This window comes from Niallia sp. FSL R7-0648 (assembly GCF_038007005.1).
GTDB lineage: Bacteria > Bacillota > Bacilli > Bacillales > Cytobacillaceae > Niallia > Niallia circulans.
The window spans coordinates 1,003,388-1,022,657 of record NZ_JBBOWE010000001.1 but is presented as its reverse complement, the minus strand read 5'-3'; the positions used below and the strand labels follow the sequence as shown (position 1 = coordinate 1,022,657).

The window sequence follows — 19,270 nt, the reverse complement described above, 5'->3', positions numbered from 1 at the left end:
CCCCTTTTAATATTGTTTAGCTTGCTGCAATTTCTTTTGTCTTTGCTCATTTGCCTTTCTTACTGTTTCTCTTTCAGAAACTTCTGCCACCCCAACATTCCACCAGCTTTCATATCCATCTGTCATTGTTTTTGGCAGCACTTTCATTTCAATCAAGGTCGAAACATTTTGTTGCTTGGAATCTTCTAAAGCCACCTTTAATTCCTCTACGGTATTAGCTTTATAAGCTTTAGCTCCATATCCTTCTGCAACCTTGGCATAATCAATGTTCATGATATTTTGACTATGATCTCTCAGCTCACAGAAGAAGCTGCCATTTCCGTTGTCCATCTGAAGGTTATTAATACAGCCATAACCAGCATTATCAAACAGTAAAATATTTATTTTTTTCCCATACTGTAAGCTTGTGACTAACTCCGTATGAAGCATTAAGAAGCTGCCATCACCGACAATGGAGTAAACCTCCTTATTCGGTTCTGCCAATTTAATTCCTAAGGCACCGGCAATTTCATATCCCATGCATGAATAACCATACTCAAGATGATAGGTATTTGGAACAGAGGAATGCCATAATCTTTGCAAATCTCCTGGTAAAGAACCGGCAGAACAAATAATGGTACTATCTGGAGAAATCGTCTCATTAATAGCAAGCAAAGCCGTTGTTTGCGCTAATTCGGTTTGCAAAGCATCTGCGTATTCATTTAATATTTCTTGGGAAAAATGCCCCTTAATTTCTGGATCAAAATTTTTCCGAGTAAATGTTACTTGTGCCAGGCGATCTCTTTCTTGAAGCCATTCTTCTTTTAGAATACGGATATCATTGCCATAAGATGTTTGATATCCCTCTAATAGCGGCACTAGCTCTTCTAAGGCTGTTTTCGCATCTGCCACAACTTGAAAAGCATCAAATTTATATGCTTGCATACGACTAATATTTATATTCAAAAATTTCGTCTTAGCAAAATTAAACGCTGTTTTCGACGATGTAGCGAAATCCGTGTATCTAGTACCAATCCCAATAATAAGGTCTGCGTCATAAGCTGCTTTATTTGCTGCCAGCGTTCCCGTAATCCCCATTCCACCCAAATTATTAGCAAAGTCGCTTTCTACGGTTGATTTACCAGCCTGTGTTTCTACTAATGGGATTTGATGGGTTTCTGATAATTTAATAAGAACTCCTCTTGCTTCTGAGTATTTCGCTCCTCCCCCGACAAGAATTAATGGTCTTTTACTCTCTTTAATAAGATCAGCAGCACTCTTTAGCTCTCTCTCAGATGCTTTCTTTCTATCTAAATAGTGAACTCTTTTTTCAAAAAATTTCACATCATAGTCGTAAGCTTCTCCTTCCACATCTTGTGAAATGCATATCGTTGCTGGACCAGCTGTTTCTGGATTGGTCATTACTTCGAAAGCACGTATTAGACTAGACATTAATTGCTCTGGTCTTGTCACACGGTCCCAAAAACGTGACACAGACATAAACGCATCATTTGTGGTTACTGCAAGACTGTGATTATGTTCCAATTGCTGCAGCACCGGATCTGGCTGTCTCGTTGCAAAGGTATCAGCTGGAAGAAGCAATACAGGAATATTATTAGCAAATGCTGTGGCCGCAGCTGTCACCACATTTGCAGATCCTGGTCCTGATGAAGTAGTTACCGCATAAATTTTCTGGCGAAGCATCTGCTTACTATATGCAATAGCTGCATGTGCCATCCCTTGTTCGTTTTTCCCTTGATAGATTTTCAAATGACCTGGATTTTGTTCCAACGCTTCTCCAATTCCCAGAACATTTCCATGTCCAAAAATATTAAAGACTCCTTCCACAAAAGGAAATTCCTTTCCATCTACATGAAGGTACTGTTGGTTTAAAAATTTCACTAATGCTTGCCCTGCTGTTAAGCGAATTGTTTCCATTGTTATCCTCCCCTCTTTAAACTTCCACTTTTTCGTTCTTCTTAATTAAGGCTTCAATCTCCTCTACTGTTGGCATTGCTTCAGAAGAACTATGTTTGCTTACTACGATTGAAGCAGAGGCACTTCCATATTTAAGGGCTGTTTCGATATCTTTTCCAGAAATCAATGCATAAAGGAAAGCTGATGCATAAGAATCTCCTGCACCAAATGTTTTAAGCACCTTTGTTTTATAGGCTTGAGCTCGATAAAGCTCCCCTGACTTCGTATAAGCATAAGAGCCCTTTACACCATGTTTTATAACGACTAAATCTGCTTGGTGACTAAATAAATATCGAATTGTTTCTTCATTTTTGCCGTCTTTCGTATTCTCCATTACATCAAATTCATCTCTTGTTCCGATTACAATATCTGCCTGTTCAGCAATTAAAGAATAGTAAACAGCTGTTTCTTCAAGAGATTGCCATGTATAAGGACGATAATCCAATTCAAATACAACTTTGACATTATCTTTTCTTGCTGCATTTACCGCTTTAATGACGGCTTCTCTGGAGGGACTTTTCGCTAAAGCTGTTCCGGAGACAAGCAAGACCTTAGCCTTTTTAATATATTCATCATTGACTTCAGAAGGCGTTAAATATAAATCAGCGACATCCTCTCTATACATTAAAATACTGCATTCTTCAGGACTTAAAATTTCCGTAAAGGCAAGACCTGTTTTATGTCCCTCTTTATCAAACACCATATTAGAACCATCAATTCCAACACCTTGCATATATCTTTTTATAAATCTGCCATGCTGATCATCAGATAGCTTTCCGATAAATCCAGCTTTCAGCCCTAATTTACTAGCACCGATAGCGATATTAGCTGGAGACCCTCCTACATATTTAGAAAAAGTCATCGTATCTTCCATCGGACGATTATACTCTACTGCATTTAGATCAATACATGCTCTGCCAATTGCGATGATATCGAATTCTTTCTTATCGTTAAATGTGTAACCCATTTCAGGCACCCCTTTTCTATTTAGCGATGAATGATCCATTCATGATCTTTATCATTATTAAACTTCCAAATTCTCTTTGGTCCCGCCATCACATTTAGATAATATGATGCATAGCCGTCTGGCACTCCCACGGGATGATAGCCTTTCGGAACGATGACAACATCTCCATTCTCTACGGCCATTGTCTCATCTAAAGAGCGATCATCTGTATACACGCGTTGAAAAACAAATCCCTGTCTTGGATCGATTTCATGATAATAGGTTTCTTCTAAAAAAGATTCCTCTGGTAAGTTATCCACATCATGCTTATGGGGAGGGTAACTTGACCAATTGGCTGTTTCTGTAAATACCTCGACAACTAATAAACTATTCGCTGTGGGATCAGAGTCTGGCAAGATATTATGTACAAGGCGCTTATTGTTAAATTTACCACGCTCCTCTACACCTATTTCTTCTGCTTTCAGTAATCTAGTTGGTAGTGGTTTAGATGAGGGGGAATAGCAAAGCGCAATTACCGCCTTTTTCTCTGCTGTAATTTCATAGGTTTTGTCATTTGATACGTACACACTGTCTGTGGGAATTCGTTCAAAGACATTTTCTCTTGTACCAATATTTTCAAAAATAGACGTACCATCCGTGACTGTTACTTTCCCAGTAACAACGACGATACAGCATTCTTTGTCTTGAAGCGTCTCCGTATATTTTGCACCAGGCGTAAAATCTAGCAATCTAAATTCGACATATTCTAAAGGGGCATTTTCCTTTAGAACCTCATGAATAGTTTTCACGCCATTTCTTTCTTCTTTTTGCTGATATTTACGAAGTAACTTACTCACTTCTATTAACCTCCTATTATTTTATTTTCTGTACAGGGCACTCGTATCCCCTGTACAGATTTCTTACAATTATTCAAAAGAAGGTTTTGCATATCTTGCTGTTACTACTTTTTTACGCGTATAAAAATCTACTGAGTCTTTCCCATTTGCATGTAATGTTCCATAGAATGAAGACTTCCAGCCTGAGAATGGGAAAAATGCCATTGGAGCTGGTACTCCAAGGTTAATGCCAAGCATACCCGCATCGATATTTTCTCTAAAATAACGAATCGCCGATGCATTAGATGTAAACAAGCATGCACCATTGGCAAATTCAGATTGATTTGCAATTTCAATCGCTTCCTGCAAATTTTTCACACGGATAACGGATAGAACAGGCGCAAAGATTTCATCCTTCCAAATGGTCATTTCGGTTGTTACCTGATCAAAAATAGTTGGTCCAACAAAAAATCCATCCTCTGGCGCCGTCTCTCTTCCGTCACATACAAGATTAGCTCCTTCTTCAATTCCTTTTTCAATATAGCTAAGTGTGCGCTGTTTATTCTCTTCTCTAATAACAGGACCTAAGAACACGCCATCTTCTAAACCGTTTCCGATTTTAATATTTTTTGTTCTCTCTTTTAAAGCTTCCATAAACTGATCCGCAATTCCTTCTTCCACCGTTACTACGGCACATGCCATACAACGTTCCCCAGCTGAACCGAATGCAGCTGATACAACATTTGTAATCGTTTCTTCTAAATTCGCATCATTTAATACAATGGTATGATTTTTCGCTCCTGTCAGCGCCTGTACTCGTTTTAAATTTTCGCTTCCTTTTTTGTATACATACTCCCCAACAGGCTTAGAGCCTACAAACGAAATCGCTTTAATTTCTGGATGCTCTAAAATTCCGTTTACCACATCATGGGCACCATACACAACATTAAATACACCCTTTGGCAGCCCTGCTTCTGTAAACAATTCTACTAATCTTTTCGTTAGTAATGGTGTCCGTTCAGAAGGTTTTAAAATAAATGTGTTTCCTACAGCAATCGCCATTGGAAACATCCAGCAAGGTACCATCATTGGGAAATTAAATGGTGCAATCCCGCCAACTACTCCAATTGGATAACGATAATTAGTAGCCTCAACATCTGTTGCAATCGATGAAAGAGAATCTCCCATCATTAATGAAGGTGCACCTGCCGCAAATTCTACATTTTCAATCCCACGTTGAACTTCACCAAGTGCTTCTGTTAAGTTTTTACCATTCTCGATTGTAATTAACTGAGCTAATTCTTCTTTATGTTGAGCTAATAGTTGTTGATAGTTGAATAGAATTCTAGCCCGACGAGGAACAGCGATATTCTTCCACTTTTCAAACGCAACTTTCGCTGCTTCTGCTGCATAATTAATATCTTCCTTTGTAGAAATTGGCACTTGTGCGATTATTTCTTTAGTAGCTGGATTATATACATCTTCATATGTAGTCGTTTTACTTTCTACCCATTCTCCATTTATATAATTTTTTAGTTTTTCAACAGCCATTTCCCTTTCCCTCCTACGATCTACTTTCACATTTCCTGTTTCTTATCCCAAAACATAACCAAAATATCTTACCTTTTCCCAGCCAAAACACTCAATTATTTGTTTATTCATTTCCCTTGTACTTACCGAGTGTATTTCCAATGATGTTATTATCATCTTTTGGTTAAGTTTTGATAACTTATGATTACATCATAATATGTATAACGCTTACAGTCAATCATTTCAAACGATATTTTTTATTTTTTTGGAAAACTTAAACAGTGAATATAGGAATATACTTAAAATCCCCCCAATAAAATAATCATTATATTTAATTTAATGATGAACTTTTGATTATTTTTTGGTATAATCGATATGTATCCAGTAATCTTTCAAAAATAGAACAGATATTGTTTATAATCTCCTAAAATAGATAACATAAGAAATAGTATCGAGTACATGGACTAAAAAATTACCTAAACAGAGGATGAATCATATGTTAAAAACAAAAAGAATTAAACAAATACAAGATTATGTATTTGAACATCAAACAGTATCTTTAGATGAATTAGTCACAGTCTTTAAAGTATCGAAGAATACGATTAGGAGAGACGTACAAGAATTAGTGGATCGAGGCGAATTAAAAAAAGTATACGGAGGAGTTGCGGTTAATAACAGTACATTAGTTTCTTTTACGGAAAGACAAGTTCAAAATAAAAACGAAAAAGAATTAATCGGAAAATCCGCAGCTAGTTTTGTAGAGAATGGAGATATTATTTTTATCGATAGCGGAACTACCACACTTGAAATGATGGAATATGTTAAACAAAAACAATTAACGATCATTACCAATAATTTGGATTTTATTATTCGTGCTTTACCTTATGAGAATTTAAATATCATTACATTAGGGGGGCTCCTGCAAAGAAATACCAAATCTTTTGCAAGTGTGAAAAGTACAGATATTATTAAAGAATATAATATCAATAAAGCATTCATGGCATCTACAGGTATTTCTATTTCTAATGGAGTAACAAACTCTTCCCCACTAGAAAGCGAAATCAAAAAAAACGTTGTTGATAGAAGTTCAAAAATCTTCTTGCTCACAGACCATAAGAAATTTGAAAAATACGCCCTTATGACTTATTGCCGATTAGAAGATGTAGATTATATCGTAACCGATCAAGCACCAAACAGCGAATACAAGGAATTCGCCCAAGAAAACAACATCGAAATCGTTGTAGCCAGCCAAGAGCACATCACCCAATAAGGTAATCCGGTGGACCGTTCTACTGTGTACCTATGTTCCATTCAGAAATTCAATAAGGCAGGGCACCTTCTCTTCATTGGTGCCTTGCCTTCCTTGTTTTATTAGCACTCATCCCTTATTATGGCACTAGTTTTAAATTGGTTTCTTCCTGACAGCATATATAATCAAAAACCTCTTCGGAAGTATTACTTGTTTTTAAGATATGATAAAATTCCTCTTTTTCCAGCAATTGTACTAACTGTGAAAGTGCATTCAAATGAAATTCCTGATTAATGGCTGCCAAACAGAAGACAAATTGAACCGGTTTATTTGTATGTTTATCAAAGTACACTGGCTCATTCAATACAGCTATACTTATGGATAATTGATTTACGCCATCTGCTGGTCTTGCATGGGGAAGCGCTACATTTGGCATGATGACCATATAAGGACCATCTTTCCTAGCATTTTCGATCATTTTCTGAATATAATTTTCTGTTATTCTTCTTTCTTGTAATAATGGTAAGGCAGATAAGGAAATGGCATCTTGCCAATTCTTTGCCAATACACGTAATTGAATAAGATTTGGGGAGATAATTTCACTTAAATTTGGTCCCTGCTCTTTTTTTAGCTCTACTTTCTCATTTACTGCAAAGTACTCGTATAATTCTCGCTTCATTTGCTCTTTTTCTTTCACTACAGCATACTTTTCCACAATTTGCGTAATTAATTCTACACTGGGCAATTTGAAAAAGGAATTCCCCAGCTCTGTATAAACATCTCTTATTAAACGATACTTTTCTGATATGTCCATAACAGGACTTACAATAAAAACAGGTTTTTTCGTATAAAACAAGCGAATATCTGGTACAGTAGAAAATAACAAATCATAATCAACGTCTATTTTATCCAGCTGTTGTGTTTCGATAGGAGCTAAAAAAGTGAACTCGGGAAAAATAGACTTTAAAACGGTATGCGTAATAGAGGAACTCCCAACTCCATTTGGACAAACAATCACACCTACTTTTTTATTTACCTTTCCCTCTTTTTCATTCCTGGATAAGGATGCAAAATGAATCGTCAAATAGGCTACTTCTTCTGCGGGAATAGGATGTTTAAATAGCACGCTAAGCGGCTTCATCGTTTCATTCACTATAGTAAATAGATGATTGTATTCCTCTATAATCTTCTCATACAATGGATTAACGATCGGCAAATGAAAAAGCAATCTATAATAGGCAGATCGGAAATGCCGGAAAATTTGCTTAGATACTTCTCTTGGATGTTCAAAGCGAATGCCGGAAAAAGATTCAAAACGCATGCGGATATGTTCAACCAAGTCCATAATAAGTGGAAAATCTTCGCGATATTCATCGGCCTCCCCTAATGTTAGACCTAGTACCCAGGCTGTTAAGTAGCAAATATTATCTTCCTTCTGCAAATGATAAAATGATAATAGCTCTTCTGCAAACTGATATTCTTTTGTAGATTTAACCGATTTCCATTCATGGATGAAGTTAACAGATTCCTTCGTTTTTAATCTTGTCTTTAAAAATAAAAAGGAATAAATAAATTCTGTTAACCTGTTCTCGATAAAATGAATCTTATGTTTATTCGAATAAAATAATACAATTTGCTTCATTTGCTCGTAGCTTTCAAGATGATTTTCTCGTAAAAAATAGCCAAATAATTTGGTGTTTTTATTTGTATTTAATTCTTTTACTATTAACTTTAATCCTAAATAGCGTATCTCGCTCTCGGTTCCTACCAAATGATATCCCTGTTTCCGATTGTACTCCAAAGAAATTCCCCTATGCTGTAATTTTGCAGCTAAAGCTTTTAAATCTCCCATTATTGTTGTTTTGCCAACCTTTAAAGCATCAATGAAATGGTTTATCGACAGATACTCTATGTTTATGAAAAGATAAAGAAACATATATTGTATCCGTTCCTCACTACTTAACACATACTCATCAACTGGAATAGTATTTGATACCTCATTTATTAATAATTCCCTCGTTTCATAGTCAACAGAAATTTGGTTGTAGCTATTTATTTCGATTGGTTTTTTATGATGGGATGCTAACCAGCTATTTATTTTCTCTAGGCTATAATCAATTTGTCTTTGCGTTAATTTCGTTTGTTCTTGTAAGTTTTGCTTTTCTATAAATGGGCGTTCCATAATTTTTTGGATAATGAGGTATGATCGTTCATCTAGCAAATGACTTCACTCCATTTATTGATACATTTAATAATAGAAGAAAAATAGACTAATGATTGCTGCCTTATTTCTCATTAACTATTTCTCTTGCTTTATTCTCTATGTTTCACTTCTTGTTTCGATATTCTCTTAATTTTTCTACAAGTTCTCTAGCATTTTGTTCAATTTGTGATGATGTTCCTTTTGTTAACAAACTACCGATTCCTACACAGTCAATTCCATTTTCAAACCAATCTATGATATTATCTATCGTTACACCTCCAGAAGCCATTATAGGCATATATGGAATCGGTGTTTTGAAAACTGTTCCAAGCTGGGATCCGTAATAATTAGAAATCGGGAATGCTTTAATCATGGAAGCACCTGATTCCATCGCATCCACCATCTCCGAAATGGTTGTACAGCCTGGAGCATAAGGTATTTGGTATCGATTGCATATTCTACTAACCTCTTCTTTGTAATTTGGTGCAATGATAAATTTCGCTCCAGCTAATATCGCTAATCTTGCTGTTTCTGTATCTAAGACTGTACCAGCCCCTACTAGTAAACGAGCACCATATTTCTCATTTAACCCCTTTATAATTTCCCCCGCATTTGGTAATGTGTAGCTAATTTCTAATACATCTACTCCTCCAGCTAAGCATCCATCTGCAATTTCATAGGCACGTTCTAATGTTTCTACCCTTACAATTGCCATAATTGCTGTATTTTCGATTCTATTAAGAATGTTATTTTTGTACATGAATAGCAGCCCCTTCATACGATAATTGATGATATTTTTGTAGATATGCTGCTATTACCGAGTTAATTTCTTCGATTACTTCACTTTTTGGTTCTAAGACTGGATACCTAGCTGGCCCAACTGGAATCTGCGCAAGCTCCATTGCCTTTTTTAAGATAGAAGGGGTGGAACCAAGTTTTAATACTCGACGCAGCTCCTCTAAACTTTGCTGTGCTTCTTCTGCTTCCTGTCTTTCGCCCTTTTGCCAATGCTTATAAATAGAGACATCTATATATGTTAATAGGTTCGCAGTTGCGGCAATTGCTCCTGTCGCTCCTTCATCTAAAGCTTTTAAAATTAAAGAATCAGACCCAGATAAAACAGAAAAGGCCTCTTCTTTTGTCACGCTAATATAGTTTTTAATATTTTCAATGTCCCCGCTGCTATCTTTAATTCCTACTATATTATCCACCTTAGCCAGTCGTGCTACTAATGGCGGGCTTAAGTGAATACCAGTATTTTTCGGAATATTATAGAGTAATATTGGAGTACTTACCGATTCAGCAATTTTTTTATAATGATGATATAATTCATCTTCTGTTAAAGACAGAAAATATGGCGTAATGACAGAAAGTGCATCTGCTCCCAGCTTCTCCATTTCTTTTGATAGAGAAATGACTTCTGCTGTGCTATTCCCTCCAGTTCCTACAAAAATAGGAACGCGTTTATTTGTTTCATCAATGACAAGTGAGGCAAATTCGACTTTTTCCTCTCTTGATAAAACATGAAATTCTCCATTCGTACCTAAAATAAATAATCCAGCCACCTTTGAAAGGATTAAGCGATTTACTAGATTACGTGTTGCTTGTATATCTATCTTTTGCTCCTGATCAAAAGGGGTAACCATTGCCGTAATGATTCCACTAGGCCTCATTATCTTCACCTCTGTTAAACTATTTATTTTGCGGCTATAGAAAAAGTTTCTTCCTCTATAGCCTTTTAAAATTTCCTATTATTTAATGGACTGTCCAAGGGTTCCACCAGGATGCCACTTTACATAAGTTTGTGCATCCAAGCCTATCTCATTTTGAAGTAATACTGATAAGGTTTGCAGTACAAGCAGTTCAGCAACAACAGAAGCTCTAGGAGGCTTATTAAGACCATCCCCCTCCTTTGATACACCTGCAAAAATTGCAAAGTCGCTTTGCCGAGCAATCGAGGACTGCAGATTCCCTGTAATGGAAATGATAATTGCCCCATTTTCTCTTAAAGTGTGAATCGTCTTTTTTAATTCCTCTGTCTCTCCACTATTGGAAATGGCAATTACGACATCTCCTTCCACTACTTGACCTGACGAGCCATGAATTGCTTCTGTTCCATCTAAAAAGTAGGCTGGAGTTCCGGTAGAGGATAATAAAGATGCACTATAACGTGCAACATAGCTAGGTTTTCCAATACCTGTGAGATGTAATCGTTTTCCTTTTTTCCTAGCATTAATAATACAGGTCTTTGCTTCTTCTAGATTAGCTATGGAAATATGGTTGATTAATTGATTCATCTCTTCTTGTATCGCTTCTAAATAGTTCTTCGCCTCACTCATTTCTTCTTTTCCTTTCCTCTTGATTTCTTTTTCCCCATAACTTAACTAAAATTTAGTGGAAAAAGCTTAAGAATTTATTGAGAAGCATACCAGTAATATTGTAGTCAATATTTGGAAAAGTTGACCCTTCAATATTCATACCAGCAAACACTGGATAGAGAACTGTTGGTAAGAGGGCTAGTAATAATCCAACCACAAATGATCCTGCTACTGCTCCTCTCCAGCCCCCTGTTGAGTTACCAAAAACCGCAGCCGTTCCTCCTGAGAAGAAAGCAATATGAGCAGCAGGTATAATAACAACTGGGAAATCAAAAAACACCATAATAAATACTGCCAAAAGTCCAGCTACATACGCAGACAGGAAACCAACAATTACTGCTGTTGGGGCAAATGGGAAGACAGTGGGAACATCTAGAGCCGGACGCGAATTCGGGATAAATTTCTCCGAGATAGACACAAAAGCTGCTGTAATTTCGGCCAAAAACATACGTACACCTGTCATTAAAATCGACATCCCTGCTGTGAACATAAATGCTTGGATTAAGGGGAAGACTAGCCAGTGGGTTGTACCAGCTAATTCTTGTGTAACATCTTTTCCCGCCTTTAGAGCAGAGACATAGAAAAGAATCAACATGATAACAGCCATTCCCATCAGAAAATCTCTAAAAAAAGATAACCAAGCAGGAAATTTAATTGATTCCGTGCTTTTCTCTTGATGCTTGCTGAATAACATTCCAATACTGCCTGATAAAGCATAGCCTAACATATTAAAATGCCCTATAGCAGTAGCATTGCTGCCTGTAATTTTCCGCATAAAAGGCTGACATAATTGCGGTAAAGCAGCTGAACAAAATCCTAAAATAACCCCGCCAACAAGGATTGAAATAGTATTTGAATACCCATAAGATTTAATAATGAGCGACAGTACACATGCAAAGAATAAACTATGCCCTCCTGTAAAAAAAATATTCTTCATAGGAGTTATTCTTGCAAAAACTAGATTCATTACAAACCCTAAAATCAATGTGCAGGATACAACAAACCCATACTCCGATTGTGCAAGGGCTGTTGCGGCTTCTGGAGATGCGACAACTCCAGTTAAATCAAAGCCATCTTGGAATAAGACATTAAAGTTTTTCAATGCAGCTGTCATCGTACTAGCACCTATTCCAAAGATCAAAAACCCAATCAGTGTTTTAAAGGTGCCAGTCATTACTTCTGTCATTGCCTTTTTTTGTGCCAGCAATCCAATCAATGCAACTAACGCTAGAATGATTGCAGGATTACTAAATAAACTAATTATGAATTGCATCATTTACTAACAGCTCCTTCTATTCAAATTTCCGTTTGCTGTAAAAATGCATTTAATTTTTCAAGAATTTCTTTTTTATCTACAATATTTGCAATACCAATAATATGCTGCTTTATTCCTTTATTACTCAATTCCTGTGCAACGTCGACAAGCGTGATTAATAATTCGCCATCAAACCCAGGCACTCCATCCAATGAGGAATGTTCGACTTGGATAGGCAGTTTATTTTCTTTCACAACCTCATTTACCTTTATCTTTAGCATCAAACTTGAACCTACACCTGCTCGACACGCTACTAATGCTTTATACATAGAAATCTCTCCCTTTTAAATTTTACTAATATATGAAAATATCTCTTTCGGACTACTGCTTGTATCTAACAGCTTAAAAAACTCCTCATTTTCCAAGAGCTTTACCAATTCTGCCAATGCTTCCAAATGACTATTACTATCTGTAGCACTTAAGCAGAACAAGTACTTAACCGGATCATTTGCCTCATTTCCAAACCTAACAGGATATTCTAAAGTAGTAATCCCAATTGCTGTTTCCTTTGCCCCAAATTCTGCAGGAGCATGTGGTAAAGCTACATGCTTAGTAATGACAATATATGGTCCTATTGTTTTAGCAATTTCGATTATTTTATTGACATATTCTTTTGTTATTTTGTTTTTCATTACGAGAGGTAGTGTACCTTTTCTAATTGCTTCCTCCCAATTATCCACCCTCACATTTAATTGGATAAATTCTTCCTCTAAGATATTGCTTAACAATATCACTACCTCCTTTAAAGCCGTTTCCTTTTTTTCATTTCAGCCTTATTGTATTAACTCTCTTTTAAGCTATACATCCTCCATGTCTTTATTTTTTAAAGTGATCACCTTTAATTAAATTGTAGTTTGTAGCGCTTACTTCTTCAACGTTCATTGAGTTCTTATTTTGTTGGGAGCCTAAACAAATCATGAACCTAAATAAAATAGCTCCTGTAAAAGTACTATTGTTTATCCATTATTTTTGAAGTCTGATTTCCATCACATTTTTGTTTTGATTATTTTGTTATACTTCCATTGAGAATTATTATCAGAAAAAGAGGTGTTATCGATTGGCTAAACTATTAGATTTAAATCTAACCACTACTTATCCAGAATTAGTCAGCGTTTTAAAAGACCTTGGCTTTGAAAAGATTACAGACCCTCGCATAATACAAACTGCCGGACAAATAATGACGATTCCAAAGGGATGCCGCATAAGAAAAATATCAATGGAAACAGTAAAGCAAACTTGTATAGATCATGGATTTACAATTATAGAAGAGGGATGAGACAACATATGAGTGAATTAATAAACAATCGAGCAGAATTAAAAAAAGAAGCTTCTGAGCGCCAGCAGCTTTTAAAAGAAATTATTAAAGATTTACATTCTGGCAGGTCCGTGGAAGAAGTAAAAACTCAATTCGAAAAAGCAGTTGGTAATATATCGGTATCGGAAATATCACAGCTTGAACAAGCATTAATGGAAGAGGAAGGTATCCCAGTTGAAGAGGTACAACGATTATGTTCTGTGCACACAGCAGTATTCAAAGGATCTATTGATGATATTCATGCCTCCACTTCCCAAAAAGCAGAAGAAGAAGAAGGACATCCAATCCATACCTTTAAACTGGAAAATAAGGAAATTGATTTGTTGGTGAATTTCAAGCTTCAGCTTCATTATGAACGATTTGAAAAAGAAGATTCTCCAGACAATATCCAAAAACTTTCAGAAGATATACAATTATTAGTAGAAATCGATAAACACTATAGCCGCAAGGAAAATTTACTATTCCCCTTTCTTGAAAAATACGGTATATATGGACCAACCCAGGTAATGTGGGGAGTAGATGATCGAATTCGTGCAGCTATCAAATTAGCCAAGCAACAATTGGAAGACTATCATGGGGAAAAACAAGACATTCTGAATAATATTTACTTTATCATTCAAGAAGCTACTGAAATGATTTTTAAAGAAGAGAATATTCTCTTTCCAATGGCCCTAAGCACATTAACCGAAGATGAATGGATAAAAATTGCAGCGGAAAGCGAAGAAATTGGCTATTGTTTGATTAAACCGGTCGAAAAGTGGATTCCAAAGCGAGTTTCTATGCAAGAGACATCTGCTTTAGATAAGATTGAAAGTGGATTGATTCAATTTGAAACTGGAATTTTATCTGTCAAACAGCTAGAGCTGATGCTGAATCATTTGCCAGTGGATATCACCTTTATTGATAAAGACGATGTTGTACGTTACTTTTCCCATGGAAAAGAAAGAATTTTTGCCCGAACAAAAGCTGTCATTGGACGCACTGTCCAAAACTGTCATCCACCAAAAAGCGTGCATATAGTAGAAAAGTTATTAAATGACTTTAAATCAGGAAAAAAAGATAGTGAAGACTTTTGGATTAAATTAAAAGATAAGTATGTATATATACGGTACTTTGCTGTAAGAAATGAACAAAGCGAATATATGGGAACACTGGAGTTCACGCAGAATATACATCCTATCCAAGCGATAGACGGAGAAAAAAGAATTCTTGATTGATCGTATAAAGGCTCTGATAAACTGTTTCAGAGCCTTTCCATTTAAAATTTCTTTTTCTCATCTTCTAAATATATAGTTTTTCTTATTCAAACGGAATTACAATTAAAAATGTCCCCTTATTCCTTGACGGTGGAAGCTTCGTAAATAGAGGTTACGGCTTCTTTTAAGCTTTGATTGAATTCTTCCTCTGATTGATTAACGTTTAATTCTTCGCTTAGAGCTCTCGAGAAACTTGCAATTATATTGTCATTTTCTTTTAATTTTTGATTTGCTTCTTCTCTGCTATATCCTCCGGAAAGGGCAACTACTCGAACCACTCGTGGATGGGTGGTTAATTCTTTATAAGTATTCGCAATAGCAGGAATCGATAGCTTTAACATGACATTTTCATTTTCGTTTAGGTCATTAAGATGCTTTAACAATTCTTCTTTCAAAATAGCCTCAGACTGTTCTCTATCCTGGCTATAAATATCTACTTCCGGTTCGATAATTGGTACTAATCCTGCTGCTATTATTTGTTTTCCTATTTCAAACTGTTGTTCCACAACTTCTTTAATTCCATCTCGATTAGCTTCCTTAATAACAGAACGCATTTTTGTGCCAAAAATATTACGTTCATTGGCACGTCGCAAAATTTCATCCAAGTCTGGGATTGGCTTCATTAGCTGAACTCCATTTGCTTGATCTGCTAATCCTTTATCAATTTTTAAAAAGGGAAGGATGTCTTTTTTCTGTGCTAAATAATCCGCCGTATACATACCTTCAATCTTGCTATCCATCGTTTGTTCAAATAAGATTGCTCCAAGAATATATTCAGAATTAAATGCTGGGGAAGTAATAATCCTTGTCCGCATTTTGTGTACTAGATTGAACATTTCCTCATCATTCGTATAAGCACTTTCTGGCACTCCGTAATGAAGCAGCGCTTTTGGCGTACTGCCACCACTTTGGTCTAATGCAGCAATGAACCCTTTTTTCGTTTTCATTCTCTCTAATTGGCTGTTCATATTTTTATCCTCCTTTTCATTTGCACGTTCTACTTAAATTATTCACATTCGCAAGGGAGTTAAAACATTTCACTAGAAAAGAAAACGGAAATCACACTCATTTATTATGATTTTTTTTGTTTATATTTTTCATAAAAGCGTTCCACTCTACCACCACGATCGGAGAATTTTTGACGTCCAGTATAAAAGGGATGTGTATCAGAACTGATTTCTACTTTTAGAAGCGGGTAGGTTTTTCCATCTTTCCAAACAATTTCTTCTTTTGATTGTTTAGTGGATCCAGATAAAAATTGGAATCCGCTATTAACATCCATAAAAACAACTTCTTGATAATTTGGATGTATTCCTTTTTTCATACTAATCATTCCTCCAATTTTTCTTATTACCAGCTAGATTTTTTCACACCAGGTATTTGTCCTTTATGCGCATACTCTCTAAATGCAATCCTAGACATTTTGAATTTTCTTAAATAACCTCTCGGCCTTCCTGTAGCTTCACATCTATTTTTTAACCTAGTAGGTGAGGAATCTCTCGGCAGTTTTCTTAATGCTTCAAAATCGCCCCTCTCCTTCAACTCTCTGCGGATTTCAGCGTATTTCTCCACTATTTCTCTTCTTTTTCTTTCTTTTACTACCTTTGATTTTTTTGCCAAGCTTTTTTCCTCCTTTTCTACAAATCGTTACCATTACGATTTACCCAATCAAAAATTATTTAATTTATACTCTTCTTATATATTAAAACGAAATGATTACGATTTGCAAGTTTTCTGCTTCTGCGAAATCATCTTGCTGATAACTGCCAATAAAATGGATCTCTCAACTGCTGCCACTCTCCAAGAAACTCTTCTTCTGTTAATAAACATTCATCCAGTTCCTTTTTTATAAGCTCTACATTTAAATCCATTCCGATTAATACAAGTTTTGTATGTCTGTCTCCAAATTGAGGGTCCAATTTCCGCGCAAACTAGGATTGACCTGCAAAATTTCCTCTTGCCTAACTTCTGGAAGTGCTGCAACCCAGTAAGAAATTGGCTCAATACTTACAGAAGGACCTGCCTGCGATAATAATAATGCTAAGTCATTCCTCGTCGCACACCATGCTATCCCTTTCGCCCGTACAATAGAGATTGGCATTGAATTGCACCAATCATTAAAACGTTCTGAATGAAATGGCTTTTTACTAGAATAAACAAACGAGCTAATTCCATATTCCTCTGTTTCTGGAGTATGCATGCTCGGACCCAAATTTAACTCTCTGAGCCAGCCTGCCGATTCACTAGCCCTGTCAAAGTCAAATAGATTCGTATCTAGTATTTCGTGAGGATCTATCTCGCTGTTCACTGTGCGAATAATTCTAGCAACTGGCTGCAACGTTCTAATTACCTTCTCTAATTTGTCCAAATCCTCCGCTTTTACTAAATCACATTTATTCAAGATGAGAACATCGCAAAATTCAATTTGGTCGATTAATAAATCAGCGACATTTCTGTCATCCTCTTCTCCCACTGCCTCTTTTCGATCAAGCAGTGAGTCTCCTGACTCATAATCATGCCAAAAGCGATTTGCATCTACGACCGTTACCATTGTATCCAGCTTGCAAAACTTTGTTAGGTCAATCCCCATCTCTTCGTCAATATAAGAAAAAGTCTGAGCAACCGGGATAGGCTCACTAATACCCGAGGATTCAATTAAAATATAATCAATATCCCCTTCTGTCGCCAGCCTTTCCACTTCAACAAGCAAATCTTCACGCAATGTACAGCAAATGCAGCCATTAGACATTTCTACAAGCTTCTCCTCTGTTCGGGAAAATCCACCTACCGTTTGCACTAATTCACTATCAATATTCACTTCACTCATGTCATTTACAATTACTGCAACCTTCAACCCATCTCGATTATGTAAAATATGATTCAGCAAAGTCGTCTTCCCTGCCCCTAAATAACCACTTAGCACCGTAATTGGTATTTTTTTCATTTTACCACTCCTCTATTTTATATAAATCGTAATCATTACGATTTATATAATAAACTCATTAATAAAAAAAAGCAAGGGTATCAAGGAAACGTTCTTCTGAGTCCCTTGCATTAAAAAAGCCCTCATTAGAATCGTCTCCTCTGATTCTCTTATTTCATCGCTAATCGAGTGACTGGTTCAAAGCCTTTAGTCTTTTTGAAATTCATTTTGTGTTCGAAAGCTTCTAAAGCGTCGGAGCAGTCGATATTAGCAAAATTTAATCTATTTAGTTTGCCTCTTTCTAATTTGACAGATAGAATGGTGATTTTCTCTATATATCCGGTTGCGGTATTTAAACGATTATCGACTGCATGGATATAGACTGTATGTAAGGGTAATAAAGCAAACATATCACGGGCAATTCGGATTACACAGCTGCATACGTAATCTTGTTGAATATCAAAGTATCTGCCCTTCGGCATTTGTTTTTTAGAAAGTTTCCCTGTTTTCGTTAAAGATAATTGTTCTTTCGGAACAACATCCTCTGTATTTACTTCAAATTCAATTTCCATTACTTTCGGGTCCTCGCAGCCAAATTCAAACCCGCTTCCAAATTCCGTTAAGTCGTCTAATGGAGCAAATTCTTCGATAACTTGAAAATATGTATCTATATCCCCTTCTAACACCTTTGTAGCAACCTGTACGTCTCGCTCCCAGGCAAGATATTCTTGTTTATCCTGTTCGCTTGCTGCTATCACTTCTTCTCGCAGCTTCTGTTCCGCAGCTTCTCGATTGAAAAGTTTAGAAAAAAGACTTGGTTTATAATTTTGCAGCTTCTGTAATGCCGCTTTTTCCTTTTCCCCCATTTCTCCACTTAGAAGTTGATAAGGTGCTTCTGAACCTCTTACTTTAATCCAATTAACAGGGTCATCTGCTTCTATATGAATGCTATGGATACGTTCAATTGTATTTTCATATGCCTCCACTGCAAGTCTTGCCTGCTCTAATTCATTTAGCTTTGCTATCTCTCGTTGTCTTCTATTTATATCAGTTTGTCTTTGATAGGCAGGCGATTTTCTACTTCTGCTTCCCGATCCTGACGTACTATAAGATAATCCTGTTCCTGGAATACTTGCTGTCACTCTACTGCCTGTCCGTGAGTTCACACTGTATCTTAACCCTTTTACACCAGCGCTTATGCCCACACTTTTTTTGCCCACATTTACACGAACACCAGGAGCTATTTTAAAACTCTTGCGAAAAGCGTATCCCATACTTAACGCCACCTCTTTTTCCATATTATAACATAATCACATGTAAACTTCGATTATAACTGATTAGACAATGTTAATGATTTATGCTT

18 protein-coding genes and 1 pseudogene are annotated in these 19,270 nt (G+C 36.2%); 3 read left to right on the top strand and 16 right to left on the bottom strand.

All coding sequences use genetic code 11. The features are described 5' to 3' along the window. Window positions 1-6: 6 nt before the first annotated feature. From iolD to iolA, 4 genes are all read right to left on the bottom strand, one after another. A complete protein-coding gene (gene iolD / locus NSQ89_RS04815; protein ID WP_341132315.1) occupies window positions 7-1,917 on the bottom strand; it encodes a 3D-(3,5/4)-trihydroxycyclohexane-1,2-dione acylhydrolase (decyclizing) in 1,911 nt (636 codons plus the stop codon). Between the two features lie 16 nt (window positions 1,918-1,933). Further along, window positions 1,934-2,923 carry a 5-dehydro-2-deoxygluconokinase gene (gene iolC, locus NSQ89_RS04810; RefSeq protein ID WP_061799789.1) on the bottom strand — a complete coding sequence of 330 codons (990 nt, stop codon included), beginning with the start codon at window positions 2,921-2,923 and terminating at the stop codon, window positions 1,934-1,936. Between the two features lie 20 nt (window positions 2,924-2,943). Next, the gene (iolB, locus tag NSQ89_RS04805; protein ID WP_047941471.1) at window positions 2,944-3,759 is read right to left on the bottom strand and encodes a 5-deoxy-glucuronate isomerase; all 816 of its coding nucleotides are present in this window, start codon (window positions 3,757-3,759) and stop codon (window positions 2,944-2,946) included. Between the two features lie 69 nt (window positions 3,760-3,828). Further along, entirely contained in the window at window positions 3,829-5,289 is a 1,461-nt protein-coding gene (gene iolA / locus NSQ89_RS04800) for a methylmalonate-semialdehyde dehydrogenase (protein ID WP_047941470.1), read from the bottom strand. A 475-nt stretch (window positions 5,290-5,764) separates the two neighbouring features. Between iolA and NSQ89_RS04795 the strand changes: the two genes are divergently transcribed. Next, the gene (locus tag NSQ89_RS04795) at window positions 5,765-6,538 is read left to right on the top strand and encodes a DeoR/GlpR family DNA-binding transcription regulator (RefSeq protein ID WP_047941469.1); all 774 of its coding nucleotides are present in this window, start codon (window positions 5,765-5,767) and stop codon (window positions 6,536-6,538) included. Window positions 6,539-6,656: 118 nt separating this feature from the next. Here the strand turns inward: NSQ89_RS04795 and NSQ89_RS04790 are convergent, their stop codons facing one another. The 7 genes from NSQ89_RS04790 to NSQ89_RS04760 all read right to left on the bottom strand — a co-directional run bounded on the left by NSQ89_RS04790 (window position 6,657) and on the right by NSQ89_RS04760 (window position 13,147). Further along, window positions 6,657-8,738: a BglG family transcription antiterminator gene (locus NSQ89_RS04790; RefSeq protein ID WP_061799791.1), complete on the bottom strand. Its 2,082-nt coding sequence runs from the start codon at window positions 8,736-8,738 to the stop codon at window positions 6,657-6,659. A gap of 106 nt (window positions 8,739-8,844) precedes the next feature. Continuing rightward, window positions 8,845-9,480 (bottom strand): ketohydroxyglutarate aldolase, encoded by a 636-nt coding sequence (locus NSQ89_RS04785; RefSeq protein ID WP_061799794.1) that lies wholly within the window; start codon window positions 9,478-9,480, stop codon window positions 8,845-8,847. Further along, window positions 9,467-10,393, bottom strand: a complete 927-nt coding sequence (gene dapA, locus NSQ89_RS04780; protein WP_095257823.1) for a 4-hydroxy-tetrahydrodipicolinate synthase — start codon at window positions 10,391-10,393, stop codon at window positions 9,467-9,469. The genes NSQ89_RS04785 and dapA overlap by 14 nt, the downstream gene beginning before the upstream one ends. 78 nt (window positions 10,394-10,471) lie before the next feature. Then, window positions 10,472-11,059, bottom strand: a complete 588-nt coding sequence (locus tag NSQ89_RS04775; RefSeq protein WP_095257824.1) for an SIS domain-containing protein — start codon at window positions 11,057-11,059, stop codon at window positions 10,472-10,474. A 52-nt stretch (window positions 11,060-11,111) separates the two neighbouring features. Beyond that, window positions 11,112-12,374, bottom strand: coding sequence for a PTS ascorbate transporter subunit IIC (locus NSQ89_RS04770; RefSeq protein WP_235844517.1), 1,263 nt, complete (start codon window positions 12,372-12,374; stop codon window positions 11,112-11,114). Between the two features lie 20 nt (window positions 12,375-12,394). Continuing rightward, window positions 12,395-12,682 carry a PTS sugar transporter subunit IIB gene (locus NSQ89_RS04765; RefSeq protein WP_047941465.1) on the bottom strand — a complete coding sequence of 96 codons (288 nt, stop codon included), beginning with the start codon at window positions 12,680-12,682 and terminating at the stop codon, window positions 12,395-12,397. 15 nt (window positions 12,683-12,697) lie between these two features. After that, complete coding sequence (locus tag NSQ89_RS04760) at window positions 12,698-13,147, bottom strand: PTS sugar transporter subunit IIA (protein WP_235850318.1); 450 nt, start codon at window positions 13,145-13,147, stop codon at window positions 12,698-12,700. Between the two features lie 323 nt (window positions 13,148-13,470). Between NSQ89_RS04760 and NSQ89_RS04755 the strand changes: the two genes are divergently transcribed. Beyond that, the gene (locus NSQ89_RS04755; protein ID WP_341132314.1) at window positions 13,471-13,689 is read left to right on the top strand and encodes a DUF1858 domain-containing protein; all 219 of its coding nucleotides are present in this window, start codon (window positions 13,471-13,473) and stop codon (window positions 13,687-13,689) included. Between the two features lie 8 nt (window positions 13,690-13,697). Beyond that, a complete protein-coding gene (locus tag NSQ89_RS04750) occupies window positions 13,698-14,945 on the top strand; it encodes a DUF438 domain-containing protein (RefSeq protein ID WP_341132313.1) in 1,248 nt (415 codons plus the stop codon). 116 nt (window positions 14,946-15,061) lie between these two features. Here the strand turns inward: NSQ89_RS04750 and NSQ89_RS04745 are convergent, their stop codons facing one another. From NSQ89_RS04745 to NSQ89_RS04725, 5 genes and pseudogenes are all read right to left on the bottom strand, one after another. After that, window positions 15,062-15,952 (bottom strand): fructose bisphosphate aldolase, encoded by an 891-nt coding sequence (locus NSQ89_RS04745; RefSeq protein ID WP_047941461.1) that lies wholly within the window; start codon window positions 15,950-15,952, stop codon window positions 15,062-15,064. Window positions 15,953-16,056: 104 nt separating this feature from the next. Beyond that, window positions 16,057-16,308 (bottom strand): type B 50S ribosomal protein L31, encoded by a 252-nt coding sequence (locus NSQ89_RS04740; protein ID WP_047941460.1) that lies wholly within the window; start codon window positions 16,306-16,308, stop codon window positions 16,057-16,059. Between the two features lie 26 nt (window positions 16,309-16,334). Next, window positions 16,335-16,604 (bottom strand): 30S ribosomal protein S14, encoded by a 270-nt coding sequence (gene rpsN, locus NSQ89_RS04735; RefSeq protein WP_095320319.1) that lies wholly within the window; start codon window positions 16,602-16,604, stop codon window positions 16,335-16,337. Window positions 16,605-16,732: 128 nt separating this feature from the next. Then, a pseudogene (locus tag NSQ89_RS04730) lies at window positions 16,733-17,928 on the bottom strand (GTP-binding protein). 149 nt (window positions 17,929-18,077) lie between these two features. Continuing rightward, window positions 18,078-19,181, bottom strand: a complete 1,104-nt coding sequence (locus tag NSQ89_RS04725; RefSeq protein WP_341132312.1) for a DUF4236 domain-containing protein — start codon at window positions 19,179-19,181, stop codon at window positions 18,078-18,080. Window positions 19,182-19,270: the final 89 nt, after the last annotated feature.

Excerpts from the sequence above, each read along its gene's own strand:
- NSQ89_RS04795 (WP_047941469.1), top strand. The coding sequence starts at position 5,765 with ATGTTAAAAACAAAAAGAATTAAACAAATACAAGATTATGTATTTGAA.
- iolA (WP_047941470.1), bottom strand. The coding sequence starts at position 5,289 with ATGGCTGTTGAAAAACTAAAAAATTATATAAATGGAGAATGGGTAGAA.
- iolD (WP_341132315.1), bottom strand. The coding sequence starts at position 1,917 with ATGGAAACAATTCGCTTAACAGCAGGGCAAGCATTAGTGAAATTTTTA.
- NSQ89_RS04750 (WP_341132313.1), top strand. The coding sequence starts at position 13,698 with ATGAGTGAATTAATAAACAATCGAGCAGAATTAAAAAAAGAAGCTTCT.
- dapA (WP_095257823.1), bottom strand. The coding sequence starts at position 10,393 with ATGAGGCCTAGTGGAATCATTACGGCAATGGTTACCCCTTTTGATCAG.
- NSQ89_RS04770 (WP_235844517.1), bottom strand. The coding sequence starts at position 12,374 with ATGATGCAATTCATAATTAGTTTATTTAGTAATCCTGCAATCATTCTA.
- NSQ89_RS04765 (WP_047941465.1), bottom strand. The coding sequence starts at position 12,682 with ATGTATAAAGCATTAGTAGCGTGTCGAGCAGGTGTAGGTTCAAGTTTG.
- NSQ89_RS04785 (WP_061799794.1), bottom strand. The coding sequence starts at position 9,480 with ATGTACAAAAATAACATTCTTAATAGAATCGAAAATACAGCAATTATG.
- NSQ89_RS04745 (WP_047941461.1), bottom strand. The coding sequence starts at position 15,952 with ATGAACAGCCAATTAGAGAGAATGAAAACGAAAAAAGGGTTCATTGCT.
- iolC (WP_061799789.1), bottom strand. The coding sequence starts at position 2,923 with ATGGGTTACACATTTAACGATAAGAAAGAATTCGATATCATCGCAATT.
- NSQ89_RS04775 (WP_095257824.1), bottom strand. The coding sequence starts at position 11,059 with ATGAGTGAGGCGAAGAACTATTTAGAAGCGATACAAGAAGAGATGAAT.
- NSQ89_RS04740 (WP_047941460.1), bottom strand. The coding sequence starts at position 16,308 with ATGAAAAAAGGAATACATCCAAATTATCAAGAAGTTGTTTTTATGGAT.
- NSQ89_RS04725 (WP_341132312.1), bottom strand. The coding sequence starts at position 19,181 with ATGGGATACGCTTTTCGCAAGAGTTTTAAAATAGCTCCTGGTGTTCGT.